24 protein-coding genes are annotated in these 25361 nt (G+C 60.3%); 17 read left to right on the top strand and 7 right to left on the bottom strand.

Annotated features, from left to right (window positions below):
* The first annotated feature begins 109 nt into the window (after positions 1-109).
* Genes ELQ88_RS31645 through ELQ88_RS31635 form a run of 3 tightly spaced genes read left to right on the top strand, consistent with a single transcriptional unit; the run spans position 110 to position 2566 of the window.
* Positions 110-1129 (top strand): phosphotransferase, encoded by a 1020-nt coding sequence (locus ELQ88_RS31645; protein ID WP_138969254.1) that lies wholly within the window; start codon positions 110-112, stop codon positions 1127-1129.
* A complete protein-coding gene (murU, locus tag ELQ88_RS31640) occupies positions 1126-1797 on the top strand; it encodes an N-acetylmuramate alpha-1-phosphate uridylyltransferase MurU (protein WP_128873962.1) in 672 nt (223 codons plus the stop codon). Before ELQ88_RS31645 ends, murU begins: the two co-directional genes overlap by 4 nt.
* 1 nt (position 1798) lies before the next feature.
* Positions 1799-2566 (top strand): TerB family tellurite resistance protein, encoded by a 768-nt coding sequence (locus tag ELQ88_RS31635; protein ID WP_138969253.1) that lies wholly within the window; start codon positions 1799-1801, stop codon positions 2564-2566.
* Positions 2567-2705: 139 nt separating this feature from the next.
* Here the strand turns inward: ELQ88_RS31635 and ELQ88_RS31630 are convergent, their stop codons facing one another.
* The gene (locus tag ELQ88_RS31630) at positions 2706-3698 is read right to left on the bottom strand and encodes an alpha/beta hydrolase family protein (protein WP_138969252.1); all 993 of its coding nucleotides are present in this window, start codon (positions 3696-3698) and stop codon (positions 2706-2708) included.
* Positions 3699-3770: 72 nt separating this feature from the next.
* Between ELQ88_RS31630 and ELQ88_RS31625 the strand changes: the two genes are divergently transcribed.
* From ELQ88_RS31625 to trpE, 9 genes are all read left to right on the top strand, one after another.
* Positions 3771-6173 (top strand): sensor histidine kinase, encoded by a 2403-nt coding sequence (locus ELQ88_RS31625; protein WP_138969251.1) that lies wholly within the window; start codon positions 3771-3773, stop codon positions 6171-6173.
* Positions 6174-6195: 22 nt separating this feature from the next.
* Complete coding sequence (locus tag ELQ88_RS31620; RefSeq protein WP_178084723.1) at positions 6196-6837, top strand: response regulator transcription factor; 642 nt, start codon at positions 6196-6198, stop codon at positions 6835-6837.
* Positions 6838-7178: 341 nt separating this feature from the next.
* Entirely contained in the window at positions 7179-8303 is a 1125-nt protein-coding gene (locus ELQ88_RS31615) for an ABC transporter ATP-binding protein (RefSeq protein ID WP_128873958.1), read from the top strand.
* Positions 8304-8352: 49 nt separating this feature from the next.
* Positions 8353-9396: an ABC transporter substrate-binding protein gene (locus ELQ88_RS31610; protein ID WP_138969250.1), complete on the top strand. Its 1044-nt coding sequence runs from the start codon at positions 8353-8355 to the stop codon at positions 9394-9396.
* Positions 9397-9589: 193 nt separating this feature from the next.
* Positions 9590-10837 (top strand): ABC transporter permease, encoded by a 1248-nt coding sequence (locus ELQ88_RS31605; RefSeq protein ID WP_128873956.1) that lies wholly within the window; start codon positions 9590-9592, stop codon positions 10835-10837.
* 12 nt (positions 10838-10849) lie between these two features.
* Positions 10850-11674, top strand: coding sequence for an ABC transporter permease (locus ELQ88_RS31600; RefSeq protein ID WP_128873955.1), 825 nt, complete (start codon positions 10850-10852; stop codon positions 11672-11674).
* 257 nt (positions 11675-11931) lie between these two features.
* Complete coding sequence (gene rpe / locus ELQ88_RS31595) at positions 11932-12606, top strand: ribulose-phosphate 3-epimerase (RefSeq protein ID WP_028621492.1); 675 nt, start codon at positions 11932-11934, stop codon at positions 12604-12606.
* The gene (locus tag ELQ88_RS31590; RefSeq protein ID WP_128873954.1) at positions 12603-13421 is read left to right on the top strand and encodes a phosphoglycolate phosphatase; all 819 of its coding nucleotides are present in this window, start codon (positions 12603-12605) and stop codon (positions 13419-13421) included. The genes rpe and ELQ88_RS31590 overlap by 4 nt, the downstream gene beginning before the upstream one ends.
* A 71-nt stretch (positions 13422-13492) precedes the next feature.
* Positions 13493-14974, top strand: a complete 1482-nt coding sequence (trpE, locus tag ELQ88_RS31585; protein ID WP_128873953.1) for an anthranilate synthase component I — start codon at positions 13493-13495, stop codon at positions 14972-14974.
* A gap of 81 nt (positions 14975-15055) precedes the next feature.
* Here trpE and estP read toward each other — a convergent pair whose 3' ends face one another.
* Positions 15056-16963: an esterase EstP gene (gene estP, locus ELQ88_RS31580; RefSeq protein ID WP_138969249.1), complete on the bottom strand. Its 1908-nt coding sequence runs from the start codon at positions 16961-16963 to the stop codon at positions 15056-15058.
* A gap of 406 nt (positions 16964-17369) precedes the next feature.
* On the opposite strand from estP, the gene ELQ88_RS31575 reads away from it, so the two are divergent.
* The 4 genes from ELQ88_RS31575 to ELQ88_RS31560 all read left to right on the top strand — a co-directional run bounded on the left by ELQ88_RS31575 (position 17370) and on the right by ELQ88_RS31560 (position 20655).
* The gene (locus ELQ88_RS31575) at positions 17370-17963 is read left to right on the top strand and encodes an aminodeoxychorismate/anthranilate synthase component II (protein ID WP_128873951.1); all 594 of its coding nucleotides are present in this window, start codon (positions 17370-17372) and stop codon (positions 17961-17963) included.
* A 9-nt stretch (positions 17964-17972) separates the two neighbouring features.
* Positions 17973-19022, top strand: a complete 1050-nt coding sequence (gene trpD, locus ELQ88_RS31570; RefSeq protein WP_128873950.1) for an anthranilate phosphoribosyltransferase — start codon at positions 17973-17975, stop codon at positions 19020-19022.
* On the top strand, positions 19019-19855 hold the full coding sequence (gene trpC, locus ELQ88_RS31565) for an indole-3-glycerol phosphate synthase TrpC (RefSeq protein ID WP_138969248.1): 837 nt from the start codon (positions 19019-19021) through the stop codon (positions 19853-19855). The genes trpD and trpC overlap by 4 nt, the downstream gene beginning before the upstream one ends.
* Positions 19856-19953: 98 nt before the next feature.
* Positions 19954-20655, top strand: a complete 702-nt coding sequence (locus ELQ88_RS31560) for a lipoate--protein ligase family protein (protein ID WP_128873948.1) — start codon at positions 19954-19956, stop codon at positions 20653-20655.
* Between the two features lie 24 nt (positions 20656-20679).
* Here the strand turns inward: ELQ88_RS31560 and crp are convergent, their stop codons facing one another.
* The gene (crp, locus tag ELQ88_RS31555) at positions 20680-21324 is read right to left on the bottom strand and encodes a cAMP-activated global transcriptional regulator CRP (protein ID WP_128873947.1); all 645 of its coding nucleotides are present in this window, start codon (positions 21322-21324) and stop codon (positions 20680-20682) included.
* Between the two features lie 246 nt (positions 21325-21570).
* On the opposite strand from crp, the gene ELQ88_RS31550 reads away from it, so the two are divergent.
* Positions 21571-21993 carry an OsmC family protein gene (locus tag ELQ88_RS31550; RefSeq protein WP_060541609.1) on the top strand — a complete coding sequence of 141 codons (423 nt, stop codon included), beginning with the start codon at positions 21571-21573 and terminating at the stop codon, positions 21991-21993.
* Between the two features lie 170 nt (positions 21994-22163).
* Here ELQ88_RS31550 and coq7 read toward each other — a convergent pair whose 3' ends face one another.
* The 4 genes from coq7 to ELQ88_RS31530 form a co-directional block, all read right to left on the bottom strand.
* Complete coding sequence (gene coq7, locus ELQ88_RS31545) at positions 22164-22811, bottom strand: 2-polyprenyl-3-methyl-6-methoxy-1,4-benzoquinone monooxygenase (RefSeq protein ID WP_128873946.1); 648 nt, start codon at positions 22809-22811, stop codon at positions 22164-22166.
* A 235-nt stretch (positions 22812-23046) separates the two neighbouring features.
* Positions 23047-23385 (bottom strand): histidine triad nucleotide-binding protein, encoded by a 339-nt coding sequence (locus tag ELQ88_RS31540; RefSeq protein ID WP_128873945.1) that lies wholly within the window; start codon positions 23383-23385, stop codon positions 23047-23049.
* A 79-nt stretch (positions 23386-23464) separates the two neighbouring features.
* Positions 23465-24253, bottom strand: a complete 789-nt coding sequence (locus tag ELQ88_RS31535) for an SDR family oxidoreductase (protein WP_138969247.1) — start codon at positions 24251-24253, stop codon at positions 23465-23467.
* Between the two features lie 62 nt (positions 24254-24315).
* A complete protein-coding gene (locus tag ELQ88_RS31530; RefSeq protein ID WP_128873943.1) occupies positions 24316-25290 on the bottom strand; it encodes a DUF805 domain-containing protein in 975 nt (324 codons plus the stop codon).
* Between the last annotated feature and the right edge of the window lie 71 nt (positions 25291-25361).

The raw sequence follows: 25361 nt of genomic DNA, 5'->3' as shown, positions 1-25361 counted from the left end.
CGTGCCATCTGCCCGCGGTGTGGGCCGCACGCCTCTCGATGGTCTGAAAAAGATGCTGGATAATAAAGCATGACCCGCTTGACGGCTAGCGCCGTCGGAGACCCTTGCAATGCCTGACCAAGATGTACGTTTGCAACACCTGAAAGTTTGGCTCGATGAGCAGCTGCCGATTCTCTTTGCAGAACAAGGCTGGGGCGCCGTCCCCCCGGCCACGTTGACCGCAGCCAGTAGCGACGCGAGTTTCCGGCGCTACTTTCGCTGGGAAGGCGGGGACAGGAGCTTTGTGGTGATGGACGCTCCACCGCCCCGGGAAAACTGCAAACCCTTCGTGGATATTGCTTTTCTGCTGGCGAAATCCGGAATAAATGTGCCGAAAATCTACGCCGAAGACCTCGAACGTGGATTTCTGTTGCTCAATGACTTGGGCAACAAGACTTATCTGGACGTGATTGACAGCGAAAATGCCGACAACTTGTTCGAGGACGCGGTGCAAGCGCTGTTGGCTTTTCAGCAGTTGCCGATGGTCGCACCGCTGCCCAGTTATGACGTGGCCTTGTTGCGCCGCGAGCTGGAACTGTTTCCCGAATGGTACGTGAAGTGCGAACTGGGCATCGAGTTCGACCCGGCTCAGCAAGTGCTCTGGCAGCAGGTCAGCGAATTATTGATCGATAGCGCCCTGGCCCAGCCCAAGGTCCTGGTGCATCGCGATTACATGCCGCGCAACCTGATGCTCAGCGAGCCGAATCCGGGTGTGCTGGATTTTCAGGATGCGGTCTATGGTCCGGTGACTTACGACGTGACCTGCCTGTTCAAGGATGCGTTCCTCAGCTGGCCCGAGGAGCGTGTACGCGGCTGGCTGGAAGTTTACTGGCGGCAGGCGGGCGATCTCGGGATCCCGGTTCAGCCTGACTTCGAGGATTTCCTGCGCGCCAGCGACCTGATGGGCGTGCAGCGTCACTTGAAAGTGATCGGCATCTTCGCCCGGATTTGCCACCGCGACGGCAAGCCGCGTTACCTGGAGGATGTGCCGCGCTTCTTTGCGTACATAGAGGCCGTGGTCGCCCGCCGTCCCGAACTGGCTGGGCTGGGCGTATTGCTGGCCAGTCTGCGCGCGGGAGCGAATGCATGAAGGCGATGATTCTGGCGGCAGGCAAAGGCGAGCGCATGCGCCCGTTGACCCTGACCACGCCAAAGCCACTGGTTCGCGCCGGCGGGGTGCCGCTGATCGAGTATCACCTGCGCGCGCTGGCCGCCGCGGGTTTTACCGAGATCGTGATCAATCACGCCTGGCTCGGCCAGCAGATCGAAGACTACCTGGGCGACGGCTCGCAGTATGGCGTGAGTATTCAATACTCGCCGGAAGGTGAGCCGCTCGAGACCGGCGGCGGGATCTTCCGCGCGTTGCCATTGCTGGGAAATGAAGCTTTTTTAGTGGTCAACGGTGACATCTGGACTGATTACGACTTCAGCCTGTTGCATCGGCCCATTGCCGGGCTGGCTCATCTGGTGCTGGCCGATAACCCGGCCCATCACCCGACCGGGGACTTCAATCTGACCGACGGACAGGTGCGTGACGGTCTGCCGGGCGCGGCCACTCTGACCTACAGCGGCGTTGCGGTGCTGCACCCGCAGCTGTTCGCCGGTTGCGTGGCAGGGGCTTTCAAGCTTGCGCCGCTGCTGCGCACAGCGATGGCAGACGGGCAAGTGACCGGCGAGCACCTGAACGGAGCCTGGGTAGATGTCGGCACACACGAGCGTCTGGCCGAAGTGGACTCTCTGATAGAAGCGAGACGCTGAGATGCTGTGGCCAGGGACTCTGATCGGAGCCGGAGCGGGCTATGCCATTGCCAGCATTCCGGGGGCCATGCTCGGCGCCTTGCTGGGGCAGGCGCTGGATCGGCGCCTGCAACTGCAAAGCTGGGCGGATGTGCGAGAAAAGTTAGGCGGCCGGCCGACGCTGCGCAACGATGAACTGTTGTTCGTGTTGCTGGGACGGCTGGCCAAGTGCGATGGGCGGGTGGTGGATGGCCACATCCAGCAGGCGCGCCAGGAGATGCGCGCGCTGGACTTGAGCGAATCGGCCCAGCGCCGAGCGATAGCCGCGTTCAATCGCGGCAAGGCGGGGCATGACTCGTTACGCGGTCATATGCGCCGCTTGAGTGCCCAGCCCCATGCAGCCGAAGGCGTCTTGCGCGCCTGTTGGCGGATGATCTGGGCCGATGGCCGCGCCGGTGTCGCGGAGCTTGAGCTGGTCGCCCAGTGGGGTAAATGGCTGGGCTGGACGCAACAACAGGTGCAGGCGCTGGCCACCGACTATGAGCCGCAGAAACGTCCGTTGGTCAGCAGTGCCGTGACTTACCAGGAGGCTTTGCGACTATTGGGCGTATCCGCCACCAGCGAGCCGGCGCAGATCAAGCGCGCTTATCGACGCCTGCTCAGCCGTCATCACCCGGACAAGATCGCCGGCAGTGGGGCGACGGCGACGCAGGTGCGTGAGGCTACGGACAAGACTCGTGAGTTGCATAACGCCTATACCTTGATTCGTGAGCGGCGGGATTTTCGGTAGGGCAACAGAGTTGTGTTGTCTCTGATGCCGCCTTCGCGAGCAAGCCCGCTCCCACATTTGATCCCGGTTGTATAGAAACTTTATGTCCACTGAAGATCAAATGTGGGAGCGGGCTTGCTCGCGAAGGGGGCGACTCGGTCTATCGGACTTCCTTAGGCTCAGCACTCAACCACCCCCGAACCCGACGAACCAGCTGCTCCTGCTCAGCCTTGCTGTTACCCGGCAACGCCTTGAGCGATACCTGGCTGAAACCCGAAGCCTTCAAGCGTTTGCTCGCCTGTAAACGCTCCAGCGCCGCGTTGCGATCCGCCGGCTTATCCCTATAGAAAATGTCTGCAACAGGCAGCTTTAAAGTGGGTGCAAGTTCAGCCAGTCCGGGTTTCGCGCTAACCGGCGTCTGCGCGGCGACCATCACCATTTTTTCAACCTGCGGCGGCTGTCTTTCACTCAGGTAACGCGCGGCCCAGTAAGCCCCCGTGCCATGTCCCAACACGACAATGCTGCGGGCGCTTTGCTGTTCGGCGTAGGCAATGGCCGCGTCGATGCGGGCGAAAATTCGTTCGGCGTCGGCCCCGACCTGTTCCTCGCGGGTCTCGACGACCGCCTTGTCCGCGATCTCCGCTTCGCCGCTGACGGCCTGCTCGATGGGCGCGGAGGTGGTGGCATCCTTGCTGCCGGTCTCGGGCGCTTTAAGCGTTGGCGGCATTTCAGCAATGCGTGGCGCAATGGCATCGCTTTGCGGGTCCGGCAAGGTGATACTCAGGCTGCTCCACTCGGCATCCGGCAAATTGCGCCGCAATGGAGCGATTGCTTGCGGCCAGTCAACGCTTTCGCCCGCGCCCGGGATGATAATCACCGCGCCTTTGGGGCTGGCGGTATTGGCCGGTTTCCACAGGGCCAGAAAGGTATCGGCGCCGGCTTGCAGTTGTTGCTGTTCCTGGGCCGGGACCTGTCGCTCAAGGGCGCTCGCGTCTTCCTGGCTTCGCTCTGGCAACGGCGGGCGCTCAAGCGGTTTTTCTGCGGTGTTCCCCGCGGCGCTGGCAGCCGGGTCGGCCGCCTCGACGGAAAAGGCGCAAGGCAGGATCAGCGACAGGCACAATGCTGGCAGTGCCAGGCGGTAGACAGGGAGCATCGGATAGTCCAGGCCAGAAGTGATTTCGCAGCCTAATGGGTTGGTCAGTATTTGTCAGTGTGTGGGACTTCAATGATGCGTTTTCGCTACCTTTGGGTTATCGGCTGTTTGTGGTTCGCCTCGATGAGCTGGGCGGCGTCCGCGCCACCAGCGCATGTCACGTCATTGTCCGCGGACCAGCAACAATGGCTGGCCGAGCATCACGAATTGCGCGTCGGACTGTTGCTGCAAATGCCTTACGCCCAATACGATCGCCGTTTGCAGCGGCTGTCGGGCATTAATGTCGAGCTGATGCAATGGCTGGCCAAATCACTCAAGGTCGAACTGAGCTGGCGGCACTTTTCCGACCTTGCGCAGCTGGAAGCCGCTGCGCGTGAAGGGGCAATCGATATCGCTCCAGGGCTGAGTCAAACCCCTGGCGGTCTGCGTCTCTGGCAGTTTTCCGATCCGTACATGCGGGTACCGCAGCTGGTGGTCAGTGACCAGAAAACCACCGGCACAGTGGAGCTGGAAAAACTCGACAGTCAGACCCGCGTCGCCGTGCGCATGCCCAGCGCCACGGCCGATTACCTGCGCGGCAATTACCCGCATTTGAACCTTCAGGGCGTACCGATCGAGCGCCAGGCACTGCAACTGTTGACGAGTCAGCAAGCCAGTTACGCCGTGGTCGATGAAGCCCAGCTGGGACGCTTGTCTGTCGAGCCGGAGTTCGCCGCGCTGGTCGTGGTCGGTGACATCGGCCTGCCGCAACTGCTGCGGGTGGCCACCCGCCGGGACTGGCCGGAGCTGGCCGGCATCGTCGAAAGCGCATTGCGGGCGATCCCGGCCAAGGACCTGGAGCAGTTGCACAGTCAATGGCTGCAACCCAAATACCCGCGGCTGACCGAATCACCGGGCTTCTGGCAAAACCTGTCTCTGTTGTTGACAGTGCTGATGCTGAGCAGCATGGCCATCGTGTTCTGGCAACGTCGGCAGCAGCACAGTCTGGAGCAACGGTTATCGGCGGCGCGGGAAGACATTGCCCTGCGTGCCGCCAGCGAAGAAGCCTTGCGCCTCACGCAGTTTTCCATCGACCAGAGCACCGTCGGTATTCTCTGGGTCAACTGGGACAGCCATGTGCGCTACGCCAACTGCGCGGCCGAAACCATGTTGGGCTATCCGCCAGGCGGGATCCTCGACAGACCGTTGATCGATATTGAGCCGGGTCTGCACATGGACCGCTGGCTGAACCTGTGGAAGCGCGCCCGGGCCAGTGAAGACGGCCCGCAAAGTTACGAGACCCACTGTGTGCGCGCCGATGGCAGCATTCTGCCGACAGATGTTTCGTTGAGCTTCCTGCGTTTTCGTGATGGCGAATACCTGGTGGTTTACCTCAATGATGTCACCGAACGTCGCCGCGCCCTGGCTGCGCTGCAGGAAAGCGAAGCGCGACTGCAAGGGATCGCCGCCAATGTTCCGGGACTGGTCTTCCGGCTGGAACGTGCGCCGGTCACCGGGCAGATCGACTTTGCCTACATCAGCGAAGGCAGCGAGAGCCTGGTAGGTTACTCGCCGGCCACCCTGGCTCATCGCGACAAAGGCCTGCGCAGCCTGGTGCATCCGGACGACAAGGCCAGCTATCACCAGACTCAGGACCATGCGCTGGACACCGACAGCGACTGGTCTTGGCAAGGGCGGATTCTCACTCGTTCGGGCGAGCAACGCTGGGCGGAGATCAAGGCCATTACCCGCCGGCTCGAAGACGGTGCCTATGTCTGGGACGGCATTGTCTGGGACATCAGCGAGAGCAAGCGCGTCGAACTCGAACTGGCGAGCTCCCGGGGGCAATTGCGTGAGTTGTCCGCTCACTTGGAGAGTGTGCGGGAGGAGGAAAAGGCCCACATCGCCCGGGAAGTTCATGACGAGCTGGGTCAGATGTTGACCGTGTTGAAGCTGGAAACGTCCATGTGCGAACTGGCCTACGCCCAGCTCGACCCCGGTCTGCACGATCGTTTGAACAGCATGAAGCGCTTGATCGCTCAGTTGTTCCAACAGGTGCGCGACGTGGCGACGGCGCTGCGCCCACCGATTCTCGATGCCGGGATTGCATCGGCCATCGAATGGCAGGCCCGCCGTTTCGAGGCGCGTACGCAGATTCCGTGTCTGGTGCAGGTGCCGGACAATCTGCCAGTGCTCAGTGATGCCAAGGCGATTGGCTTGTTCCGGATCCTTCAGGAAGCGCTGACCAATGTCATGCGCCATGCCCGGGCGCATACTGTCGAACTGACATTGGCGCTGGAAGGCGACGAGTTGTGCCTGACGGTCAGTGATGATGGCGTAGGATTCGTCCCCGCTACCGGCAGGTCGACCTCCTTTGGAGTGGTCGGCATGCGCGAGCGGGTGTTGATCATGGGTGGTCGGCTGTCGCTTGAAAGTGAACCGGGGGAAGGCACGACCTTGAGTGTGCGAGTGCCGGTGGGTGAAGCTCGCGAATGATCTTGGCTCTGACATAAGAAGAATGGAGAAGTATGTGATCCGTGTACTGGTAGCCGAAGACCACACCATCGTCCGCGAAGGCATCAAGCAGTTGATCGGCCTGGCCAAGGACCTTCTGGTGGTAGGGGAGGCGAGCAATGGCGAGCAGTTGCTCGAAACCTTGCGTCATGTCCCCTGCGAAGTGGTGTTGCTGGATATCTCCATGCCCGGGGTCAATGGTCTGGAAGCCATTCCGCGGATTCGCGCACTGAACAATCCACCGGCGATTCTGGTGTTGTCGATGCACGACGAAGCACAAATGGCCGCCCGTGCATTGAAGGTCGGCGCCGCCGGTTACGCCACCAAGGACAGCGATCCGGCCTTGCTGCTGACGGCGATCCGCAAAGTCGCCGCGGGCGGGCGTTATATTGATCCGGACCTGGCCGATCGCATGGTCTTCGAAGTCGGGCTTACCGACTCGCGGCCGTTGCACTCGTTGCTCTCGGAGCGTGAATTCTCGGTGTTCGAACGCCTGGCACAAGGCGCCAACGTCAACGACATCGCCCAGCAACTGGCCTTGAGCAGCAAGACCATCAGCACCCACAAGGCGCGACTGATGCAGAAGCTCAACATCACCTCCCTGGCGGAGCTGGTGAAGTACGCCATGGAGCACAAGCTCCTCTGAATGTGTACGCGGTCCCCCTGTAGGAGCTGGCTTGCCAGCGAAGGCGTCCTTGAGATTGGCGCAAGGTTCGAAGACGCCTTCGCTGGCAAGCCAGCTCCTACACGGGGCCTGCGTCGGCATATCTATTTACGACACATCGGTTATGCCTGCCCGTGCGGCTTGCAGCGCATCGCTTGGCGCTATCTCTCATCGACATGCCCATCCCCGCCATCCTTGTAGGGCAATCCCTACCCCCAACCTTCCATCCGGCTGAGGCCATTCTCTCCTGCGCCCCGATTTGCGTGGTCACCGGTGTCCACTAGGCTTAGTCCACAGCAGTCATCAACAACAAAGGTGTGGGTATGAGCCAGGTCGATTCAAGCGCAGGGGCCAGCGACATTCTGGTCAGCTTTCGTGGAGTGCAGAAGAGCTACGACGGCGAGAACCTGATCGTCAAAGACCTCAACCTGGACATTCGCAAAGGCGAATTCCTCACCTTGCTCGGGCCGTCCGGCTCCGGCAAGACCACCAGCCTGATGATGCTCGCCGGTTTTGAGACCCCGACCGCCGGCGAAATCCTGCTGGCCGGGCGTTCCATCAACAACGTGCCGCCGCACAAGCGCGACATCGGCATGGTGTTCCAGAACTACGCGTTATTCCCGCACATGACGGTGGCCGAGAACCTGGCGTTCCCGTTGACCGTGCGCGGTTTGAACAAGAACGATGTCAGCGACAAGGTCAAAAAAGTCCTGAGCATGGTCCAGCTCGATGCGTTCGCCCAGCGTTACCCGGCGCAGTTGTCCGGTGGTCAGCAACAACGTGTGGCTCTGGCCCGTGCCTTGGTGTTCGAACCGCAACTGGTGCTGATGGACGAACCCCTCGGCGCGCTGGACAAACAACTGCGCGAACACATGCAGATGGAGATCAAGCATCTGCACCAGCGTCTGGGCGTAACGGTGGTCTACGTGACCCACGACCAGGGCGAAGCCCTGACCATGTCCGACCGTGTGGCGGTATTCCATCAGGGCGAAATCCAGCAGATCGCTGCGCCGCGTTCCCTCTATGAAGAACCGAAAAACACCTTCGTCGCCAACTTCATCGGCGAGAACAACCGTCTCAATGGCCGCTTGCACAGCCACACAGGCGACCGTTGCGTCGTCGAACTGGGTCGCGGTGAAAAGGTTGAAGCCCTGGCGGTCAATGTCGGCAAGACCGGCGAGCCCGTCACGCTGTCGATTCGCCCGGAACGCGTGAGCCTCAATGGTTCGAGCGAATCCTGCGTCAACCGCTTCTCGGGGAGGGTGGAGGAATTCATCTATTTGGGCGACCACGTCCGGGTTCGCCTGGAAGTCTGCGGCAAGACCGACTTCTTCGTGAAACAACCGATTGCCGAGCTCGATCCCGAGCTGGCGGTTGGCGACGTGGTACCGCTTGGCTGGCAGGTCGAACACGTTCGCGCGCTCGACCCGCTTCTAGAGGCGCATTGATCGCCCCCTGCTTCAACAACACCAACCCTGCACGTGGAGAGAACAATAAATGTTGAGATCCCTGAAATTCACCGCTTTGGTCATGGGCATGATCGGTGCGGCACACGCGATGGCGGCGGGCCCGGACCTGACCGTGGTGTCCTTTGGCGGGGCGAACAAGGCGGCGCAGGTCAAAGCCTTCTACGCACCGTGGGAAGCGGCAGGCAACGGCAAGATCGTGGCGGGCGAGTACAACGGCGAGATGGCCAAGGTCAAGGCCATGGTCGACACCAAGAGCGTGTCCTGGGACCTGGTGGAAGTTGAATCGCCGGAACTGTCCCGTGGTTGCGACGAAGACATGTTCGAGCAACTCGATCCCGCGCTGTTCGGCAAGAATGAAGACTACGTCAAAGGCGCTATCCAGCCTTGCGGCGTGGGCTTCTTCGTGTGGTCGACCGTGCTGGCCTACAACGCCGACAAGCTGAAAACCGCACCGACCAGTTGGGTGGATTTCTGGGACACCAAGAAATTCCCGGGTAAACGCGGCCTGCGTAAAGGCGCCAAGTACACCCTGGAATTCGCACTGATGGCCGACGGCGTTGCGCCGAAAGACGTCTACAAGGTGCTGGCCGGCAAGGATGGCCAGGATCGCGCGTTCAAGAAGCTCGATGAGCTCAAGCCAAGCATCCAGTGGTGGGAAGCCGGCGCACAGCCGCCGCAATACCTCGCTTCCGGTGACGTGGTCATGAGCTCGGCCTACAACGGCCGGATCGCTGCGGTGCAGAAAGAAAGCAACCTGAAAGTGGTGTGGAACGGCGGCATCTACGACTTCGACGCCTGGGCCATTCCAAAAGGTCTGGACAAGGCACGTGCTGAAGCGGCGAAGAAATTCATCGCGTTCTCGGTGCAGCCGCAACAGCAGAAGACCTATTCGGAAAACATCGCTTACGGCCCAGCCAACGTACAAGCCGTACCGCTGTTGGCCAAGGATGTCCTGAAGGACATGCCGACCACCCCGGAAAACATCGCCAACCAGGTGCAGATCGACGTCAGCTTCTGGGCTGACAACGGCGAGCAGCTCGAGCAGCGTTTCAATTCCTGGGCTGCAAAATAAGACCACCCCGTGGGCTTATCCACTCCTGTAGGAGCGAGGCTTGCCCGCGAAGGCGTCGGTACATTCAACATCGATGTTGACTGGCACACCGTCTTCGCGGGCAAGCTTCGCTCCTACAGGGGTGATGTGTAGTTATCAAGAACAGAGGTGGCTTGCCTTCCTTTGTAACGATCAAAGATTTTCGGAGTACGCCATGGCCACCGCCATTCCCCTGAACGCGGGCACAGACCCCACCTTGAAGCAGCGGCTCAAGCATGCCGAGCGGATCAACCGCTGGAAGGCCCAGGCCTTGATCGCGCCGCTGGTGCTGTTTCTGCTGCTGGTGTTCCTGGTGCCGATCGTGGCGCTGCTCTACAAAAGCGTCGGTAACCCGGAAGTGGTCGGCGGCATGCCGCGAACCGTGGCAGCCATCGCCAGCTGGGACGGCCGCGGCCTGCCTGCTGAACCGGTTTACAAGGCGGCCAGTGAAGACCTGGCAGAAGCCCGCAAGAACCAGACCCTGGGCGACCTGTCCAAGCGCTTGAACATGGAGTTGGCCGGCTATCGCAGCCTGCTGACCAAAACCGCACGCGCCTTGCCGTTCGCCACCGAACCGGCCTCTTATAAAGAAGCGCTGGAAAGTCTCGACGAGCGCTGGGGCGACCCGGCCTACTGGCAAGCCGTACGCCGCAACACCAGCAGCATTACGCCGTACTACCTGCTGGCGGCAGTGGACCACCGGATCGACGACCTTGGCGAAATCGCCCCCGCCACCCCCGATCAGGCCATCTACCTCGATATCTTCGCCCGTACCTTCTGGATGGGCCTGGTCATCACCGTGATCTGCCTGGTGCTGGCGTATCCATTGGCCTATCTGCTGGCGAACCTGCCATCGAGGCAAAGCAACCTGCTGATGATTCTGGTGCTGCTGCCGTTCTGGACCTCGATTCTGGTGCGGGTCGCCGCGTGGATCGTACTGCTGCAATCGGGCGGCCTGATCAACAGCGGCCTGATGGCCATGGGCATCATCGATAAGCCGCTGGAACTGGTGTTCAACCGCACCGGGGTCTACATCTCGATGGTGCACATCCTGCTGCCGTTCATGATCCTGCCGATCTACAGCGTGATGAAAGGCATCTCGCCGACTTACATGCGTGCGGCTATTTCCCTTGGCTGTCACCCGTTCGCCAGCTTCTGGCGGGTGTACTTCCCGCAGACCTATGCCGGTGTCGGTGCCGGTTGCCTGTTGGTGTTCATCCTCGCCATCGGTTACTACATCACCCCGGCCTTGCTGGGCAGCCCGAACGATCAGATGGTCAGTTACTTCGTCGCCTTCTACACCAACACCAGCATCAACTGGGGCATGGCGACCGCGCTCGGTGGGTTGCTGCTGCTGGCGACCGTGGTGCTGTATCTGATTTACAACTGGCTGGTGGGCGCCAGTCGCCTGCGCCTGAGCTAAGGGGAGAACGAAATGCTGAGTCCTTATATGTCACCCATCGAGCGGGCGTGGTTCTACAGCTTGCGGATTCTCTGCGGCTTGATCCTGTTGTTCCTGATTCTGCCGGTGCTGGTGATCATTCCGCTGTCGTTCAACTCCGGGAGTTTCCTGGTGTACCCGCTGCAAGGCTTCTCGCTGCAGTGGTATCACGACTTCTTCGCTTCGGCGGAATGGATGCGGGCGTTGAAGAACAGCATCATCGTCGCTCCGGCGGCCACGGTGCTGGCGATGATCTTCGGTACGCTGGCGGCGATTGGTCTGACCCGAGGCGACTTCCGGGGCAAGCCGCTGGTGATGGCGCTGGTGATTTCGCCGATGGTGGTACCGGTGGTGATCATCGGTGTGGCCAGCTATCTGTTCTTCGCCCCGCTGGGGCTGGGCAACAGCTTCTTCTCGCTGATCGTGGTGCATGCGGTGTTGGGTGTGCCGTTTGTGATCATTACGGTGTCGGCGACGTTGCAGGGGTTTAATCAAAACCTGGTGCGGGCCGCTGCAAGCCTGGGGGCTTCGCCATTGACAGCGTTCCGTCGGGTGACCTTGCCGTTGATCGCTCCCGGAGTGATTTCCGGTGCGCTGTTCGCGTTCGCCACCTCGTTCGATGAAGTGGTGGTGACCCTGTTCCTCGCCGGTCCCGAGCAAGCGACCTTGCCGCGGCAGATGTTCAGCGGCATCCGCGAAAACCTTAGCCCGACCATTGCTGCCGCAGCGACGCTGCTGATTGCCTTCTCGGTGATCCTGTTGCTGACCCTGGAATGGCTGCGTGGCCGCAGCGAAAAACTGCGTACCGCCCAGGTCTGACAACGGTCGTTATATTTGATGCCGATCCCTGTAGGAGCCGGCTTGCTGGCGAATGGCGCAACGCGGTTCGCCCGACACACGGCGTTATGCCCTTCGCCAGCAAGCCGGCTCCTACAGGGGACAATGCGCAAATCGAGCACCGTCGATATCGAAAAGATCTCCCGAGCGGCGTACTGATCATCGCGGTCACGTCGCGCGCGTCAAAGCATGCGGTATACAATGCGCGCCATCGAGATTCTGCTCAAAAAAGGTGCGTCATGCAGCCCTTCGTCATTGCTCCGTCGATTCTCTCCGCCGATTTCGCCCGCCTGGGCGAGGAAGTGGACAACGTCCTGGCCGCCGGCGCCGACTTCGTTCACTTCGATGTCATGGACAACCATTACGTGCCGAACCTGACCATCGGCCCGATGGTCTGCGCCGCGCTGCGCAAGTACGGCGTGACCGCGCCGATCGACGCGCACCTGATGGTCAGCCCGGTGGACCGCATTGTCGGCGACTTCATCGAGGCCGGCGCGACTTATATCACCTTCCACCCGGAAGCCACGCAGCACGTCGACCGCTCCCTGCAATTGATCCGCGAAGGCGGCTGCAAGTCGGGCCTGGTGTTCAATCCGGCGACGCCGCTGGACGTGCTCAAGTACGTGATGGACAAGGTCGACATGATCTTGCTGATGAGCGTCAACCCGGGCTTCGGCGGGCAGAAGTTCATTCCTGGCACTCTCGACAAGCTGCGTGAAGCGCGGGCACTGATCGATGCCTCCGGTCGGGATATCCGCCTGGAAATCGACGGTGGCGTGAACGTGAACAATATTCGCGAAATCGCCGCCGCTGGCGCCGATACCTTCGTCGCCGGCTCGGCGATCTTCAATGCACCGAACTACCAAGAGGTGATTGAAAAGATGCGTTCCGAACTGGCGCTGACCCGCCCATGAGTGGTTTTGAGCAGCTATTCCCGGGCGCTCTGCCGCGGCTGGTGATGTTCGATCTGGATGGCACGCTGGTCGATTCGGTCCCCGACCTCGCGGCGGCTGTGGATAACATGCTGCTCAAACTCGGCCGCGCGCCTGCCGGGATCGAGTCGGTGCGTGATTGGGTCGGTAACGGTGTGCACATGCTGGTGCGCCGGGCACTGGCCAACCACATCGACGCCGAGGGTGTCGATGAGGTCGAGGCCGAGCATGCCCTGGAGTTGTTCAACGGCTTTTATGAGGACGGTCACGAGCTGACGGTGGTTTACCCTGGCGTGCGTGACACCCTCAAGTGGCTGAACAAGCAAGGCGTGGAAATGGCCCTGATCACCAACAAGCCGGAGCGCTTCGTCGCACCGCTGCTGGATCAGATGAAAATCGGTCGTTACTTCAAATGGATCATCGGTGGCGACACCTTGCCACAGAAGAAACCGGACCCGGCCGCACTGTTTTTCGTCATGAAAATGGCCAATATTCCGGCATCCCAATCGTTGTTCGTCGGCGACTCGCGCAGCGATGTACAGGCGGCGAAAGCGGCGGGGGTCAAATGCGTGGCGCTCAGTTATGGCTATAACCATGGCCGGCCGATTGCCGAAGAGTCGCCGGCGCTGGTGATCGACGATCTGCGCAAGCTAATTCGCGGTTGCCTGGATCCGGCCGCTGAGATAACGTTGGCCGACGCTGTTCAACCCCCTTCTGGAAACGCCATCGTGGTGGTCACTCGCAAACTCTGGATGAAAGTCATCAAGGCCCTGGCCCGCTGGCGTTGGCGCGCCTGACTTGTTCCTGGCCGGCATCCCGGCGCGTTTGCATACCTGACTGTTAGACCCTCAAGCCACGAGGCTACCCCATGATCCGCGAAGAATTCCTGCGTTTGGCCGCTGCCGGCTACAACCGCATCCCGCTTGCCTGCGAAACCCTGGCCGACTTCGACACCCCGCTGTCGATCTACCTGAAACTGGCCGATGAGCCGAACTCCTACCTGCTCGAATCGGTGCAGGGCGGCGAAAAGTGGGGCCGTTATTCGATCATTGGTTTGCCATGCCGCACCGTGCTGCGGGTTCACGATCATCACATCAGCGTGACCCACGATGGCGTCGAGATTGAAAGTCATGAGGCTGAAGACCCGCTGACCTTCGTCGAAGAATTCAAGGCTCGTTACAACGTGCCGACCATCCCCGGCCTGCCGCGGTTCAATGGCGGCCTGGTGGGGTACTTCGGGTACGACTGCGTACGTTATGTGGAGAAGCGCCTGGGCAAATGCCCGAATCCGGATCCACTGGGCGTGCCGGACATCCTGTTGATGGTCTCCGACGCGGTGGTGGTGTTCGACAACCTCGCCGGCAAGATGCACGCGATTGTCCTGGCCGATCCGTCGCAGGCCGATGCTTTTGAGCTCGGACAGGCACGTCTTGAAGCGCTGCTGGAAAAACTCCGTCAGCCGATCGCACCGCGCCGAGGCCTGGATTTCAGCAAGCAGCAGTCTGCCGATCCGGTATTTCGCTCAAGCTTCACCCAGGACGATTACGAAAAAGCCGTCGACACCATCAAGGAATACATCCTGGCGGGTGACTGCATGCAGGTCGTACCGTCCCAGCGCATGTCGATCGACTTCAAGGCTGCACCGATCGATCTGTACCGAGCGCTGCGCTGCTTCAACCCGACGCCCTACATGTACTTCTTCAACTTCGGCGACTTCCACGTCGTCGGCAGTTCGCCGGAAGTGCTGGTGCGGGTGGAAGACAACCTGATCACCGTACGTCCGATCGCCGGCACCCGTCCGCGGGGCGCCAACGAAGAGGCCGATGTTGCGCTGGAAAAAGACCTGCTGTCCGACGCCAAGGAAATCGCCGAGCACTTGATGCTGATTGACCTGGGCCGTAACGATACCGGTCGCGTTTCGGAAATCGGCTCGGTGAAGCTCACCGAAAAAATGGTGATCGAGCGTTACTCCAACGTCATGCACATCGTGTCCAACGTCACCGGGCAACTGACGGCCGGGCTGACGGCGATGGATGCACTGCGGGCGATTCTGCCGGCCGGTACCTTGTCCGGGGCGCCGAAGATTCGCGCGATGGAAATCATCGACGAGCTGGAGCCGGTCAAGCGTGGCGTGTATGGCGGAGCGGTCGGTTATTACGCCTGGAACGGCAATATGGACACCGCCATCGCGATCCGCACTGCGGTGATCAAGAACGGCGAGCTGCATGTGCAGGCCGGTGGCGGCATTGTCGCCGACTCGGTGCCGGCGCTGGAATGGGAAGAAACCCTGAACAAACGCCGCGCGATGTTCCGTGCGGTGGCGCTTGCCGAGCAAACCCCGGACGCCTGAGTTCCCACAAGGGCCTCACCACCATAAAAAACGCGGCGCCTGTGAGGGCACCGCGTTTTTTTGTGCTGGCTATTAAATGGATCAGAAGTCCAACACAACCCCAACGTTGAGCCCTTGCTGGGTAAAGTCATCGTCCTTGCGGAACGTGTACCCACCACGCAAAGCCAGATCAGCCGTCAATTTGTGGCTGACCCCCAGGCTCACGCGATTCAAATGACTTTGCGGTGTGTAACCGTCGAGCTCAAAGTCCAGGGACGGCAGGCTATTGAGGGCGATGTTCACTTTCTGAGTGTCGTCCTCGTATTCCCGCTCGAAGGCGTATTCGCCGAACACTTGAGTCTGCGCAGTGATCTGGTATTTGCCCTGAAGACCGGCGCCCAGCCGTTTCGAGTCGCGTTTCTGGTCATCAAAAGTCAACGCTGTGGAGCGATTGGAGTTTTCCGAGTAACCGTCGACTTCCACTTTCGCGTAATCGGCGCTGATGAACGGCGACAAGTGCCATTCGCTGCCCGGTTGCGCAATGTCGTAGCCGAGGCGGGTGCTGAAGGCCCATAGGCGGCCGTCGGTATCACCTTTTTCCGCCCTTTCGCTGGCGCCCAGGTCGAATTTGCGTTTGAGATTGTCGTAATCCAGCTTGCCACCGGTCAACGCGGCATCGGCCCACCAGCGATTCTGCTCGAACTGGGCGAAGGCGGTGGCCAGGTAGCTGTTGAGCTTGTAGTCCGAATCATTGCTGCCAGCTTCAAGGTTCTGCCGATAAAAGCCTGCCGCCACACCGACTCGCCAGGCTTCATTGAGGCGATAGCTACCGCCGATGTTCAGGTTGGAACCGCTGCCATCGGCACTGGCACCGCTGCTTTGACCATCGATATCCAGATGCTGGCCGCCGCCTGCGACAATCGCGCGCCATTGGCCGACTGCCTGCCAGCTCTCCCAATCCGATTGCCATTGGCTGCGCAGTTCATCCTGGTGCGCACGTAGCGTGGCGTGGGCCATCTCCGGCAGCAGCGTCAGTTCCCACGGCGCGGCCAGCAGGGAATAGGCGTAATCGGAAATCAGCTTCTGCCCGGTTTCGGTCGGGTGAACGCCATCGTTGTAGATCAGCTTGCTCGGGTCCGGCGTTGCACTGTTGATGCCATAGGCGGTGTTTTCAACGCAGCCATTGCCGCTGAAACAGGTAGCCACCAGGTTCTGGTCGGTGGCCAGTCCGAATCGTGCCGGATCGGCGACGGTTTCCTGCAACAGCAATGGAACGTTCAGCGGGATGATCTCGGCGTCGATGCCCCCGAGTCGCGTCACCAGGCGCTGATTGAAGAGGCCACTCAGTTGCGAGATACCGGGCTGTTGGGGACTGCCGTTGATGGCGGGCGTCAAACCCAGGTCAGGCAACAGCCAGACCATGATGTACCGGGCGCCGGCGGTCTGCAAAACCTGGGCGCTGTCTGCCAGTCGATCTGCCGCCGCGCCGGCCTGGGCCGGGTTGAGCACCCGGCCCTGGAGGAAATCGTTACCGCCGCCGGAGAGGAAATACAGCGCATTCGGGTCGGCACGCAGGTTGTTGGCGGCCAGGTAGCCAGGACGAGTGCGCTCGCCAGTGGCGGATACAGTGGTAATCGAATCGAGGATCTGGTCGGTGCGATAACCGCCGACGGCCCAGTTGTTGCCGTCAGGCAGGCCCTGGCTGACGCGCGCGGCCGAGGTCGAGGCGGCCGTCTGGTCCGCGGAGAATCCGAGTTTGCCACCCAATAGTTGTGTCGAGTTGGCGGAGTAGACCTCGCCGCTGCCATCGAAGTAGACCGGCCCGGTACGGTTGGTAAAGCGCAGGGTTGCTCCGGCCGGCCCGCCGGTGTCGGTAAACTGCCCGGCATCGCTGAGACTGTCGCCGAAGACGATGAAGGTCGAGTAAGGATTGGGCGCCGCGATCGCCTGGGTACAGGCCATGGCGAGCAAGCAGGCGGCAAGGGGTAGGGCCAACGTCGGTTTGATCATGAGCAAATCCGTTTATTTATTATTTTAGTGAACGAAACGTCAGTGCCAAAAACTATAGAGTCTGTTGCCATTCGGCGCGAACCCGCGATTGTTTCACCGCGCTTCGATCGCCCCATATTGCACGCTCTGCCCAGCTAAGTTACTGTGCCAATACGTATGAATGAGACCTTCCCCGTGTTGATCGTCAGCAAACTCCTGGATCAAGTCATCAAGGCACACGCCCGTTGGCGTTGGCGCGCCTGAATCCTTCTGCCGGCCCGGCCGGATCTTTACCGCTTTGCCTTCTTTACCCGCAAGACAAACCGCTTTGCTGCGCGATTCCAGCGACTGACAAAGTGCAGGACGCTGCGGGCAAATCCTTTGAAGGCCGTATTAAAGTCAGTGAATTCAAGAGGTTCTTAACGCCATGTTGCTGATGATCGATAACTACGACTCTTTTACCTACAACGTTGTGCAGTACCTTGGTGAGCTCGGCTCCCAGGTCAAAGTCGTGCGCAACGATGAGCTCACCATCGCCCAGATCGAAGCCCTCAACCCGGAGCGGATCGTGGTCTCACCCGGTCCTTGCACCCCGACCGAGGCCGGTATCTCGATCGAAGCGATCAAGCATTTCGCCGGCAAACTGCCGATTCTGGGTGTTTGCCTGGGCCATCAATCCATCGGCCAGGCGTTTGGCGGCGATGTGGTCCGTGCCCGTCACGTCATGCACGGCAAGACCAGCCCGGTGTTCCATGAGGACAAGGGCGTTTTCGAAGGCTTGAATCATCCGCTGACGGTCACCCGCTATCACTCGCTGATCGTCAAGCGCGAAACCCTGCCGGACTGCCTCGAGCTGACCGCCTGGACCCAGCTTGAAGACGGCTCGGTGGACGAGATCATGGGCCTGCGCCATAAGACATTGAACATCGAAGGCGTGCAGTTCCACCCTGAGTCGATCCTGACCGAACAGGGTCACGAGCTGTTCGCCAACTTTCTCAAACAAACCGGCGGCACGCGCTAAGGACTTTTAATGAACATCAAGACAGCCCTGAGCCGTATCGTCGATCATCTCGACCTCAGCACCGACGAAATGCGCGATGTGATGCGCGAAATCATGACCGGGCAGTGCACCGACGCACAGATTGGCGCGTTCATGATGGCGATGCGCATGAAGAGCGAGAGCATCGATGAGATCGTGGGTGCGGTGTCGGTCATGCGCGAGCTGGCGGACAAGGTCGAACTCAAGACGCTGGACGGCGTCGTCGATGTGGTCGGCACCGGCGGTGACGGGGCGAACATTTTCAACGTGTCCACCGCTTCTTCGTTTGTCGTCGCAGCAGCCGGTTGCACCGTGGCCAAGCACGGTAACCGTGCGGTCTCGGGTAAAAGCGGCAGTGCCGACCTGTTGGAAGCGGCAGGGATCTACCTGAACCTGACACCGGTTCAAGTGGCACGCTGCATCGATAACGTCGGCATCGGTTTCATGTTTGCCCAGACCCACCACAGTGCCATGAAGCACGCCGCCGGCCCGCGCCGGGAGTTGGGCTTGCGCACCTTGTTCAACATGCTCGGCCCGCTTACGAATCCGGCCGGGGTGAAACATCAGGTAGTGGGTGTGTTCAATCAGGCGTTGTGCCGGCCATTGGCCGAGGTGTTGCAGCGCCTGGGCAGCAAACATGTGCTGGTGGTGCATTCCCAGGACGGTCTGGACGAGTTCAGCCTGGCGGCACCCACCTATGTGGCTGAACTGAAAAACGACGAAATAACAGAATACTGGGTCCAGCCGGAAGACCTCGGTATAAAGAGCCAGAGCTTGTATGGTCTGGTGGTTGAAAGTCCGGCCCAGTCACTTGAACTGATTCGCGATGCCCTGGGCAAGCGTAAGACCGAAAACGGTCAGAAAGCCGCCGAGATGATCGTGCTCAATGCCGGTGCCGCGCTGTATGCCGCCGACCTTGCCAGCACGTTGAAAGAGGGCGTCGCCCTGGCGCACGATGCGCTGCACACCGGTCTCGCTCGGGAAAAACTCGAGGAGTTGGGTGCGTTTACCGCGGTATTCAAGGTGGAGAATGAGGGATGAGTGTACCGACGGTTCTGGAAAACATTCTGGCCCGCAAAGTCCAGGAAGTCGCCGAGCGCAGTGCTCGTGTCAGTCTCGCCGAGCTGGAAAGCCTGGCCAAGCAGGCCGATGCCCCACGGGGTTTTGCCCAGGCATTGATCGATCAGGCCAAGCTCAAGCAGCCGGCCGTCATTGCTGAAATCAAGAAAGCCTCGCCGAGCAAAGGCGTGATCCGCGAGCACTTCGTTCCCGCCGACATCGCTGTCAGCTACGAGCGGGGCGGGGCGACCTGCCTGTCGGTGCTCACCGATATCGATTACTTCCAGGGGGCCGATGCGTACCTGCAGCAGGCGCGTGCGGCATGCAAACTGCCGGTGATCCGCAAGGACTTCATGATCGATCCGTACCAGATCGTCGAAGCCCGCGCCCTGGGCGCTGACTGCGTGCTGTTGATCGTTTCCGCATTGGATGACGTGAAAATGGCCGAGCTGGCGGCCGTGGCCAAAAGCGTCGGCCTCGATGTGCTGGTGGAAGTCCACGATGGCGATGAGCTGGAACGGGCGTTGAAAACACTCGATACTCCGCTGATCGGTGTCAACAACCGCAACCTGCACACCTTCGACGTCAATCTGGAAACCACGCTTGATCTGTTGCCGCGTATCCCGCGTGATCGATTGGTGATTACCGAAAGCGGCATTCTCAATCGAGCCGATGTCGAACTGATGGAAATCAGCGACGTGTATGCGTTCCTGGTCGGCGAGGCGTTTATGCGCGCTGAAAATCCGGGTACCGAGCTGCAGCGTCTGTTTTTCCCTGAGCGCGGCGTTCCTGTCAGCGGCTCCACGCTCGACTGACAATATCTTTGCTGGCAACCCGATCCCCTGTAGGAGCGGGCTTGCCCGCGAAGAGGCCATCAAGTACCCCAAAGACTTCATGTCTTACGGAGTCATCCATGTCCCATCCAACCTCTCTAACCGTCGAAACCGGCCTGCTTGCCGAACAGGACCTGTTGGCCCATGTATGCACGGGTGACTCGGAATTTGGTTTGCTGTTCTGGCAACCAAGTGACAAGGCGCTGGTCATGCCGCGCCGATTGAATCGTCTGCCTGGGTTCGAAGCCGCGTGCGAGGTGTCCGCGGCGGCAGGTTGGCCTGTGTTGTTGCGCGAAACCGGCGGTGAGCCAGTACCGCAATCGGCATCGACCATCAACATCGCGCTGGTCTACGCGCCACCGCGTAGCGAAGGTGACCAGAACCGTATCGAAACCGCCTACCGGCGACTCTGCGAGCCGATTTGTCAGCTGCTGGATGAGTTGGGCGGTGTCTCGTCCCTGGGGGAAGTGGATGGGGCATTCTGCGATGGCCGTTTCAACGTCAACCTCGATGGACGCAAGATGGTCGGCACCGCTCAGCGCTGGCGCCAGAGCAAAGGCGGGTCGCGTCCGGTAGGGTTGGTACACGGTGCGTTGTTACTGGATAACGAGCGCGAGTCGATGGTCGCGGCAGTCAACCGCTTCAATGAAGCCTGTGGTCTTGAACAGCGGGTTCGCGCCGAGAGCCACATCGCCCTGCATGAAAAATTCGCCGCCCCGGATGCGCTGGAACGGCTCGACGGGCTGTACCGCCAATTGCTGGCGGAGATGCTCGGTGCTTGAGTTTCAACGCTTGAGTTTTCGGGCTTAGCGCGTACCGAAGACCACCATGGTCTTGCCTTTGACGTCCACCAGGTCACGCTCTTCCAGATCCTTGAGCACGCGTCCGACCATTTCACGGGAGCAGCCTACGATCCGTCCGATTTCCTGACGGGTCACCTTGATCTGCATGCCGTCGGGGTGGGTCATGGCATCTGGCTGTTTGCACAGTTCCAGCAGACAGCGAGCAACACGTCCGGTCACGTCAAAAAACGCCAAGTCGCCCACCTTGCGGGTGGTGTTGCGCAGACGTTGGGCAATTTGCCCGCTGAGCACGTAAAGAATGTCCGGATCCTGCCGGGACAATTCGCGGAATTTCACATAGCTGATTTCCGCGACATCACATTCGACCTTCGCGCGCACCCAAGCGCTGCGTTCCTGTTCGAGGCCGGCCTGTTCAAACAGTCCCAGTTCACCAAAAAAGTCCCCGGTGTTCAGGTAGGCGATGATCATTTCGCGACCATCGTCGTCCTCGATCAGGATGGTGACCGAGCCTTTGATGATGAAGAACAGCGTGTCCGAGCGATCCCCGGCGCAGATGATATTGGTCTTGGCCTGGTAGCGACGGCGCTGGCAATGCATCAACAGTTTGTCGAGGTTTTTGATTTTGGGCGTGGGCGCAATAGCAACCATGGTTCTATCCCGAAAAGACTGCACGGTGTGGTTGGTTTTTTCCAGGGGCTGGCGAAGACCGCAATCGTTGTTGTCGGCAACGAGGCTGGCTATGCGCCAGCTAATTGCCGCAGCTTAACAGACACTTCCTGCAATATTCGAGCATTTACCTACGGGGGCGGAAGGTATGTCCTGGAAGGCGAGCGCTGCCAATCAAGGGCCCTGTGCTAAGCTGGCGACCCTTTTTTATACAGTGGAGTCTTGGCGATGAAGGCACGCATCCAATGGGCTGGCGAAGCCATGTTCCTCGGCGAATCCGGCAGCGGTCATGTCGTGGTCATGGACGGCCCGCCTGAAGCCGGCGGTCGCAACCTGGGTGTCCGGCCAATGGAAATGCTTCTGCTGGGTGTTGGCGGTTGCAGTAATTTCGACGTGGTCAGTATCCTCAAGAAGTCCCGCCAGGCCGTCGAAAGCTGCGAAGCTTTCCTCGAAGCCGAACGCGCGACCGAGGATCCGAAAGTTTTTACCAGGATCCACATGCACTTTGTGGTCAAAGGCCGTGGGCTGAAAGAAGCCCAGGTCAAACGCGCCATCGAACTGTCAGCAGAGAAATATTGTTCGGCGTCGATCATGCTCGGCGCGGCCGGTGTTGCAATCACCCACGATTACGAGATCGTCGAGCTCGGTTGAATCGCCGCGCAACAGGGCAGCCTGAAGCTTCAGGCAATAAACTTCAGGCAATAAAAAGGCGGCTACCTGACGGCAGTCGCCTTTTTATTGGCTGAAAGTCCACCCCTGTGGCAGCGGCGGCGCGGCGATCCGACTTGCCTGCGAAGAGGCCCTGTCAAACAACGCAGCCGTCAGATCCGATAAGTGCTCTTGGTCATCACCTTGGCCAACAGACCCATCCCGAATTTCACTGGCGCCGGAAAGCGGAAACCGCCAGCATCCAGCGCGCTTTCAGCATGCTGCTCTTCATCGATGCGCATCTGCTCGAGGATCGCCCGGGACTTTTCATCTTCCGCCGGCAGTTGCTCAAGGTGTTCATTCAGGTGCTTGCAGACTTGATGCTCGGTAGCCGCAACGAAACCCAGGCTGATTTTGTCGCTGATCAGCCCGGCCACCGCGCCAATCCCGAACGACATGCCGTAAAACAGTGGATTGAGAATGCTGGTGTGGCTACCTAGCTGATGGATACGTTGCTCGCACCAGACCAGATGGTCGATTTCTTCTTCGGCAGCGTGTTCCATCGCGGCCCGCACTTGCGGCAGTTTGGCGGTCAGGGCTTGACCCTGATACAACGCCTGGGCACAGACTTCGCCGGTATGGTTGATACGCATCAGGCCGGCAACGTGCCGGGTGTCTTCGTCGCTCATTTTCGCATCCGGCTGCACGATAGCGGGCGACGGACGGTACGGTTGGCCGCTGGAGGGCAGCAGGGTTCGCATCGCGGCATCGGCTTGCAACAGAAGACGGTCAATCGGCGAGTAGTGACGTTGGGTAGTCATGCTGACCTCCGGGAAGAATCTCGGCGGCCAGTTTAACCCAATCGGCCGGTGAAGGTTTGTGCTGGGTCATGGGATCACACCGCGCTCTGTAGGAGCGAGCTTGCTCCGGGCGGCGTTCCGACGATGGTCGCTAACGTTAACGCGTGTTTACTGGTTAAACGTCGCGCTCTTGAGCCCATCGTCGGAACGCCGCCCGGAGCAAGCTCGCTCCTACAAGATACAAGGGCGTGGTGGATCAGCCCGGCGGCCAATGCATCTGGCGCTGACCCAATACATGCATATGAATGTGATAGACCGTCTGCCCGCCCAGTGGATTGCAGTTCATGACCACACGGAAACCTTCTTCGCAGCCCAGTTCCAGCGCCAGGCGCTGGGCAGTGAACAGAATATGCCCGGCCAATGCCTTGTCGTCCTCGGTGAGGTCGTTCAGGGTGCGCACGGATTTTTTCGGGATCACCAGAAAATGTACCGGTGCCTGTGGGGCGATATCGTGGAAGGCCAGTACCTGGTCGTCCTCGTAGATGATCTTCGCCGGGATTTCCCGGTTGATGATCTTGGTGAACAGAGTATCCACAGCAGTTTCTCCGTTGTTTGGGCTGGACTGAGTGTACCCATGGGAGATGCGCCAGCCCAGCGTTTTACCGTAGGACCATTCAGCGTGGACAATAGGCCTTGTTGACCATGCCGGCGATTGTCCGGGTCAGCCAGCGTGAACCCAGGCGCGGCAGAAAGGCGCGCCAGCGGTTACGTCGGCCCGGAATGATGATGGCGCGATTTTTCTCCAGTGCCCGCACGGTATAGAGCGCGACTTCCTCGGGACTCATCAGCAGTTTGCTGTCGACCAGTTTGCCGGTGTCCAGTTGCGCGGTGCGGAAAAATGCGGTGCGAGTCGGGCCAGGACAGAGCACCGACACCTTGACCGCACATTTCTTCAACTCGACGCGCAACCCTTCGGAAAAATGCAACACATAGGCTTTGCTGGCGTAATAAGTGCTCATCCACGGGCCCGGATGGAATGCGGCGACCGAGGCGACGTTCAGGATCTGCCCGCCACCCTGCAAGGCCATGCTGTTGCCGACCGCATGACACAGGCGGGTGAGGGCGAGGATGTTCACCTCGATCAGATCCTGCTCGGTCATCCAGTCCTGGGCCAGAAAAGGACCGCAGGTACCCATGCCGGCGCAGTTGACCAACAGATCGATCTGGCGATCACCTTCCTCCAGTTCCAGCAGAAACCCGGACAGACGCAACGGTTCGCCCAGGTCACAGGCCCGGAATAACACTTCCACGCCAAAACGTTGAGTCAGTTCAATTGCAATGCTTTCCAGCTGATCACGCTGTCGGGCCACCAGAATCAGGCTGCGGCCGCGCCGGGCCAGCGCTTCGGCCATCGCCAGGCCGATGCCGCTGGAAGCGCCAGTGATCAGAGCGTAACGGGTCATGCAGTTCTCCATCGCAACAGCTCCGCGCCGGCGACGCAGGTGTCACGGGCGGGAAGCGCTGTTCATTCTTTCGCAGAGTCTACAGGGGGCCGGGCTTCTTCGGCTGCATCGTCAGCTGAATTTGGCGCAGGCTCTGCTTCCACAGCGGTTTGATCTTCGATCCCCTCGGCGGTGACCGAGTCACTTTCATAGAGGCGCTCGGTGGCGCTTTCGTATTCGCTATGGATCGCAGTGAGCCCGCCGGACAGCCCGCCGATCAACAGGATCGCGGTAAATACCAGCCATAGCGCAGACAGGATCTTGACCGCTGGGCTGTTGGGCGGTGGTGGTGCTCCGTATCGATTGGCGGTGTGGTTGCCCGGCATAAGCATCATCACGAACGGAAAGAAGCTGCCCACGATCGGCACGAGCGTCAGCAGCCAGAGCCAGCCGGACCAGCCGATATCATGCAGGCGCTGGACGCTGAACTGGATGCTGATGAAGCCGAACACCACGATGAGCGTAAAGGCCAACAGCCCCCCGAGAATCAGCCCGGCGCTGGAATCCGTACTGATAAGGGTGAGGCCGAAAAAAACCAGCATGGCGCTGATGCCAAACGTCACCAGCATCAGAACCATCGTCCAGGCCAGATAGCGCAAGCGGCCGATACGGCCGTCGAAACTGAATGCCTTGAGCGTGGCGAACGCCGGCAGCGCTTCGCCGACAGCCGCGCGCGGCGGTGCGTAGGGTGATTCCGGATCTGGCGCTGGAGGTGGGTCGGCAGGCGTGTGTTCGTGCACCTCAGACAGGTTCAGTTCGACCTGGGGTTCACGTTCGATCCGGGCATCGATGCCGGTTTTCGTCAGCGCCTGCAGATAAGTCTGGGCATCGGCCTGTGACAGGTCGCGTTTGAGTGCAACCGGCCGGCCACTGAACAGCCGCTCGATGGCAGCGACATCGGATTTGAATAGCTCGGCGAGATTGAGTTTGGCGGTGGTGGCCTCGACACCAGGCAGCAGAGCGCCGTCGAATACGATCTTGTAACGGTTTTCGCTCATGGGCGAGGCATCCTTGTCGCGAAAAATTTGAATGGAGTGGTGCGCAGCCGGCGTGTAGGCCGGCCGGGAGC

Origin of the sequence: Pseudomonas sp. MPC6, from assembly GCF_006094435.1 — a bacterium.
GTDB lineage: Bacteria > Pseudomonadota > Gammaproteobacteria > Pseudomonadales > Pseudomonadaceae > Aquipseudomonas.
This window is presented reverse-complemented; position numbering and strand designations above follow the sequence as displayed.

Coding starts and splice junctions, on each gene's coding strand:
- ELQ88_RS31645 (WP_138969254.1), top strand. CDS start 110: ATGCCTGACCAAGATGTACGTTTGCAACACCTGAAAGTTTGGCTCGAT.
- murU (WP_128873962.1), top strand. CDS start 1,126: ATGAAGGCGATGATTCTGGCGGCAGGCAAAGGCGAGCGCATGCGCCCG.
- ELQ88_RS31635 (WP_138969253.1), top strand. CDS start 1,799: ATGCTGTGGCCAGGGACTCTGATCGGAGCCGGAGCGGGCTATGCCATT.
- ELQ88_RS31630 (WP_138969252.1), bottom strand. CDS start 3,698: ATGCTCCCTGTCTACCGCCTGGCACTGCCAGCATTGTGCCTGTCGCTG.
- ELQ88_RS31625 (WP_138969251.1), top strand. CDS start 3,771: ATGATGCGTTTTCGCTACCTTTGGGTTATCGGCTGTTTGTGGTTCGCC.
- ELQ88_RS31620 (WP_178084723.1), top strand. CDS start 6,196: ATGGAGAAGTATGTGATCCGTGTACTGGTAGCCGAAGACCACACCATC.
- ELQ88_RS31615 (WP_128873958.1), top strand. CDS start 7,179: ATGAGCCAGGTCGATTCAAGCGCAGGGGCCAGCGACATTCTGGTCAGC.
- ELQ88_RS31610 (WP_138969250.1), top strand. CDS start 8,353: ATGTTGAGATCCCTGAAATTCACCGCTTTGGTCATGGGCATGATCGGT.
- ELQ88_RS31605 (WP_128873956.1), top strand. CDS start 9,590: ATGGCCACCGCCATTCCCCTGAACGCGGGCACAGACCCCACCTTGAAG.
- ELQ88_RS31600 (WP_128873955.1), top strand. CDS start 10,850: ATGCTGAGTCCTTATATGTCACCCATCGAGCGGGCGTGGTTCTACAGC.
- rpe (WP_028621492.1), top strand. CDS start 11,932: ATGCAGCCCTTCGTCATTGCTCCGTCGATTCTCTCCGCCGATTTCGCC.
- ELQ88_RS31590 (WP_128873954.1), top strand. CDS start 12,603: ATGAGTGGTTTTGAGCAGCTATTCCCGGGCGCTCTGCCGCGGCTGGTG.
- trpE (WP_128873953.1), top strand. CDS start 13,493: ATGATCCGCGAAGAATTCCTGCGTTTGGCCGCTGCCGGCTACAACCGC.
- estP (WP_138969249.1), bottom strand. CDS start 16,963: ATGATCAAACCGACGTTGGCCCTACCCCTTGCCGCCTGCTTGCTCGCC.
- ELQ88_RS31575 (WP_128873951.1), top strand. CDS start 17,370: ATGTTGCTGATGATCGATAACTACGACTCTTTTACCTACAACGTTGTG.
- trpD (WP_128873950.1), top strand. CDS start 17,973: ATGAACATCAAGACAGCCCTGAGCCGTATCGTCGATCATCTCGACCTC.
- trpC (WP_138969248.1), top strand. CDS start 19,019: ATGAGTGTACCGACGGTTCTGGAAAACATTCTGGCCCGCAAAGTCCAG.
- ELQ88_RS31560 (WP_128873948.1), top strand. CDS start 19,954: ATGTCCCATCCAACCTCTCTAACCGTCGAAACCGGCCTGCTTGCCGAA.
- crp (WP_128873947.1), bottom strand. CDS start 21,324: ATGGTTGCTATTGCGCCCACGCCCAAAATCAAAAACCTCGACAAACTG.
- ELQ88_RS31550 (WP_060541609.1), top strand. CDS start 21,571: ATGAAGGCACGCATCCAATGGGCTGGCGAAGCCATGTTCCTCGGCGAA.
- coq7 (WP_128873946.1), bottom strand. CDS start 22,811: ATGACTACCCAACGTCACTACTCGCCGATTGACCGTCTTCTGTTGCAA.
- ELQ88_RS31535 (WP_138969247.1), bottom strand. CDS start 24,253: ATGACCCGTTACGCTCTGATCACTGGCGCTTCCAGCGGCATCGGCCTG.
- ELQ88_RS31530 (WP_128873943.1), bottom strand. CDS start 25,290: ATGAGCGAAAACCGTTACAAGATCGTATTCGACGGCGCTCTGCTGCCT.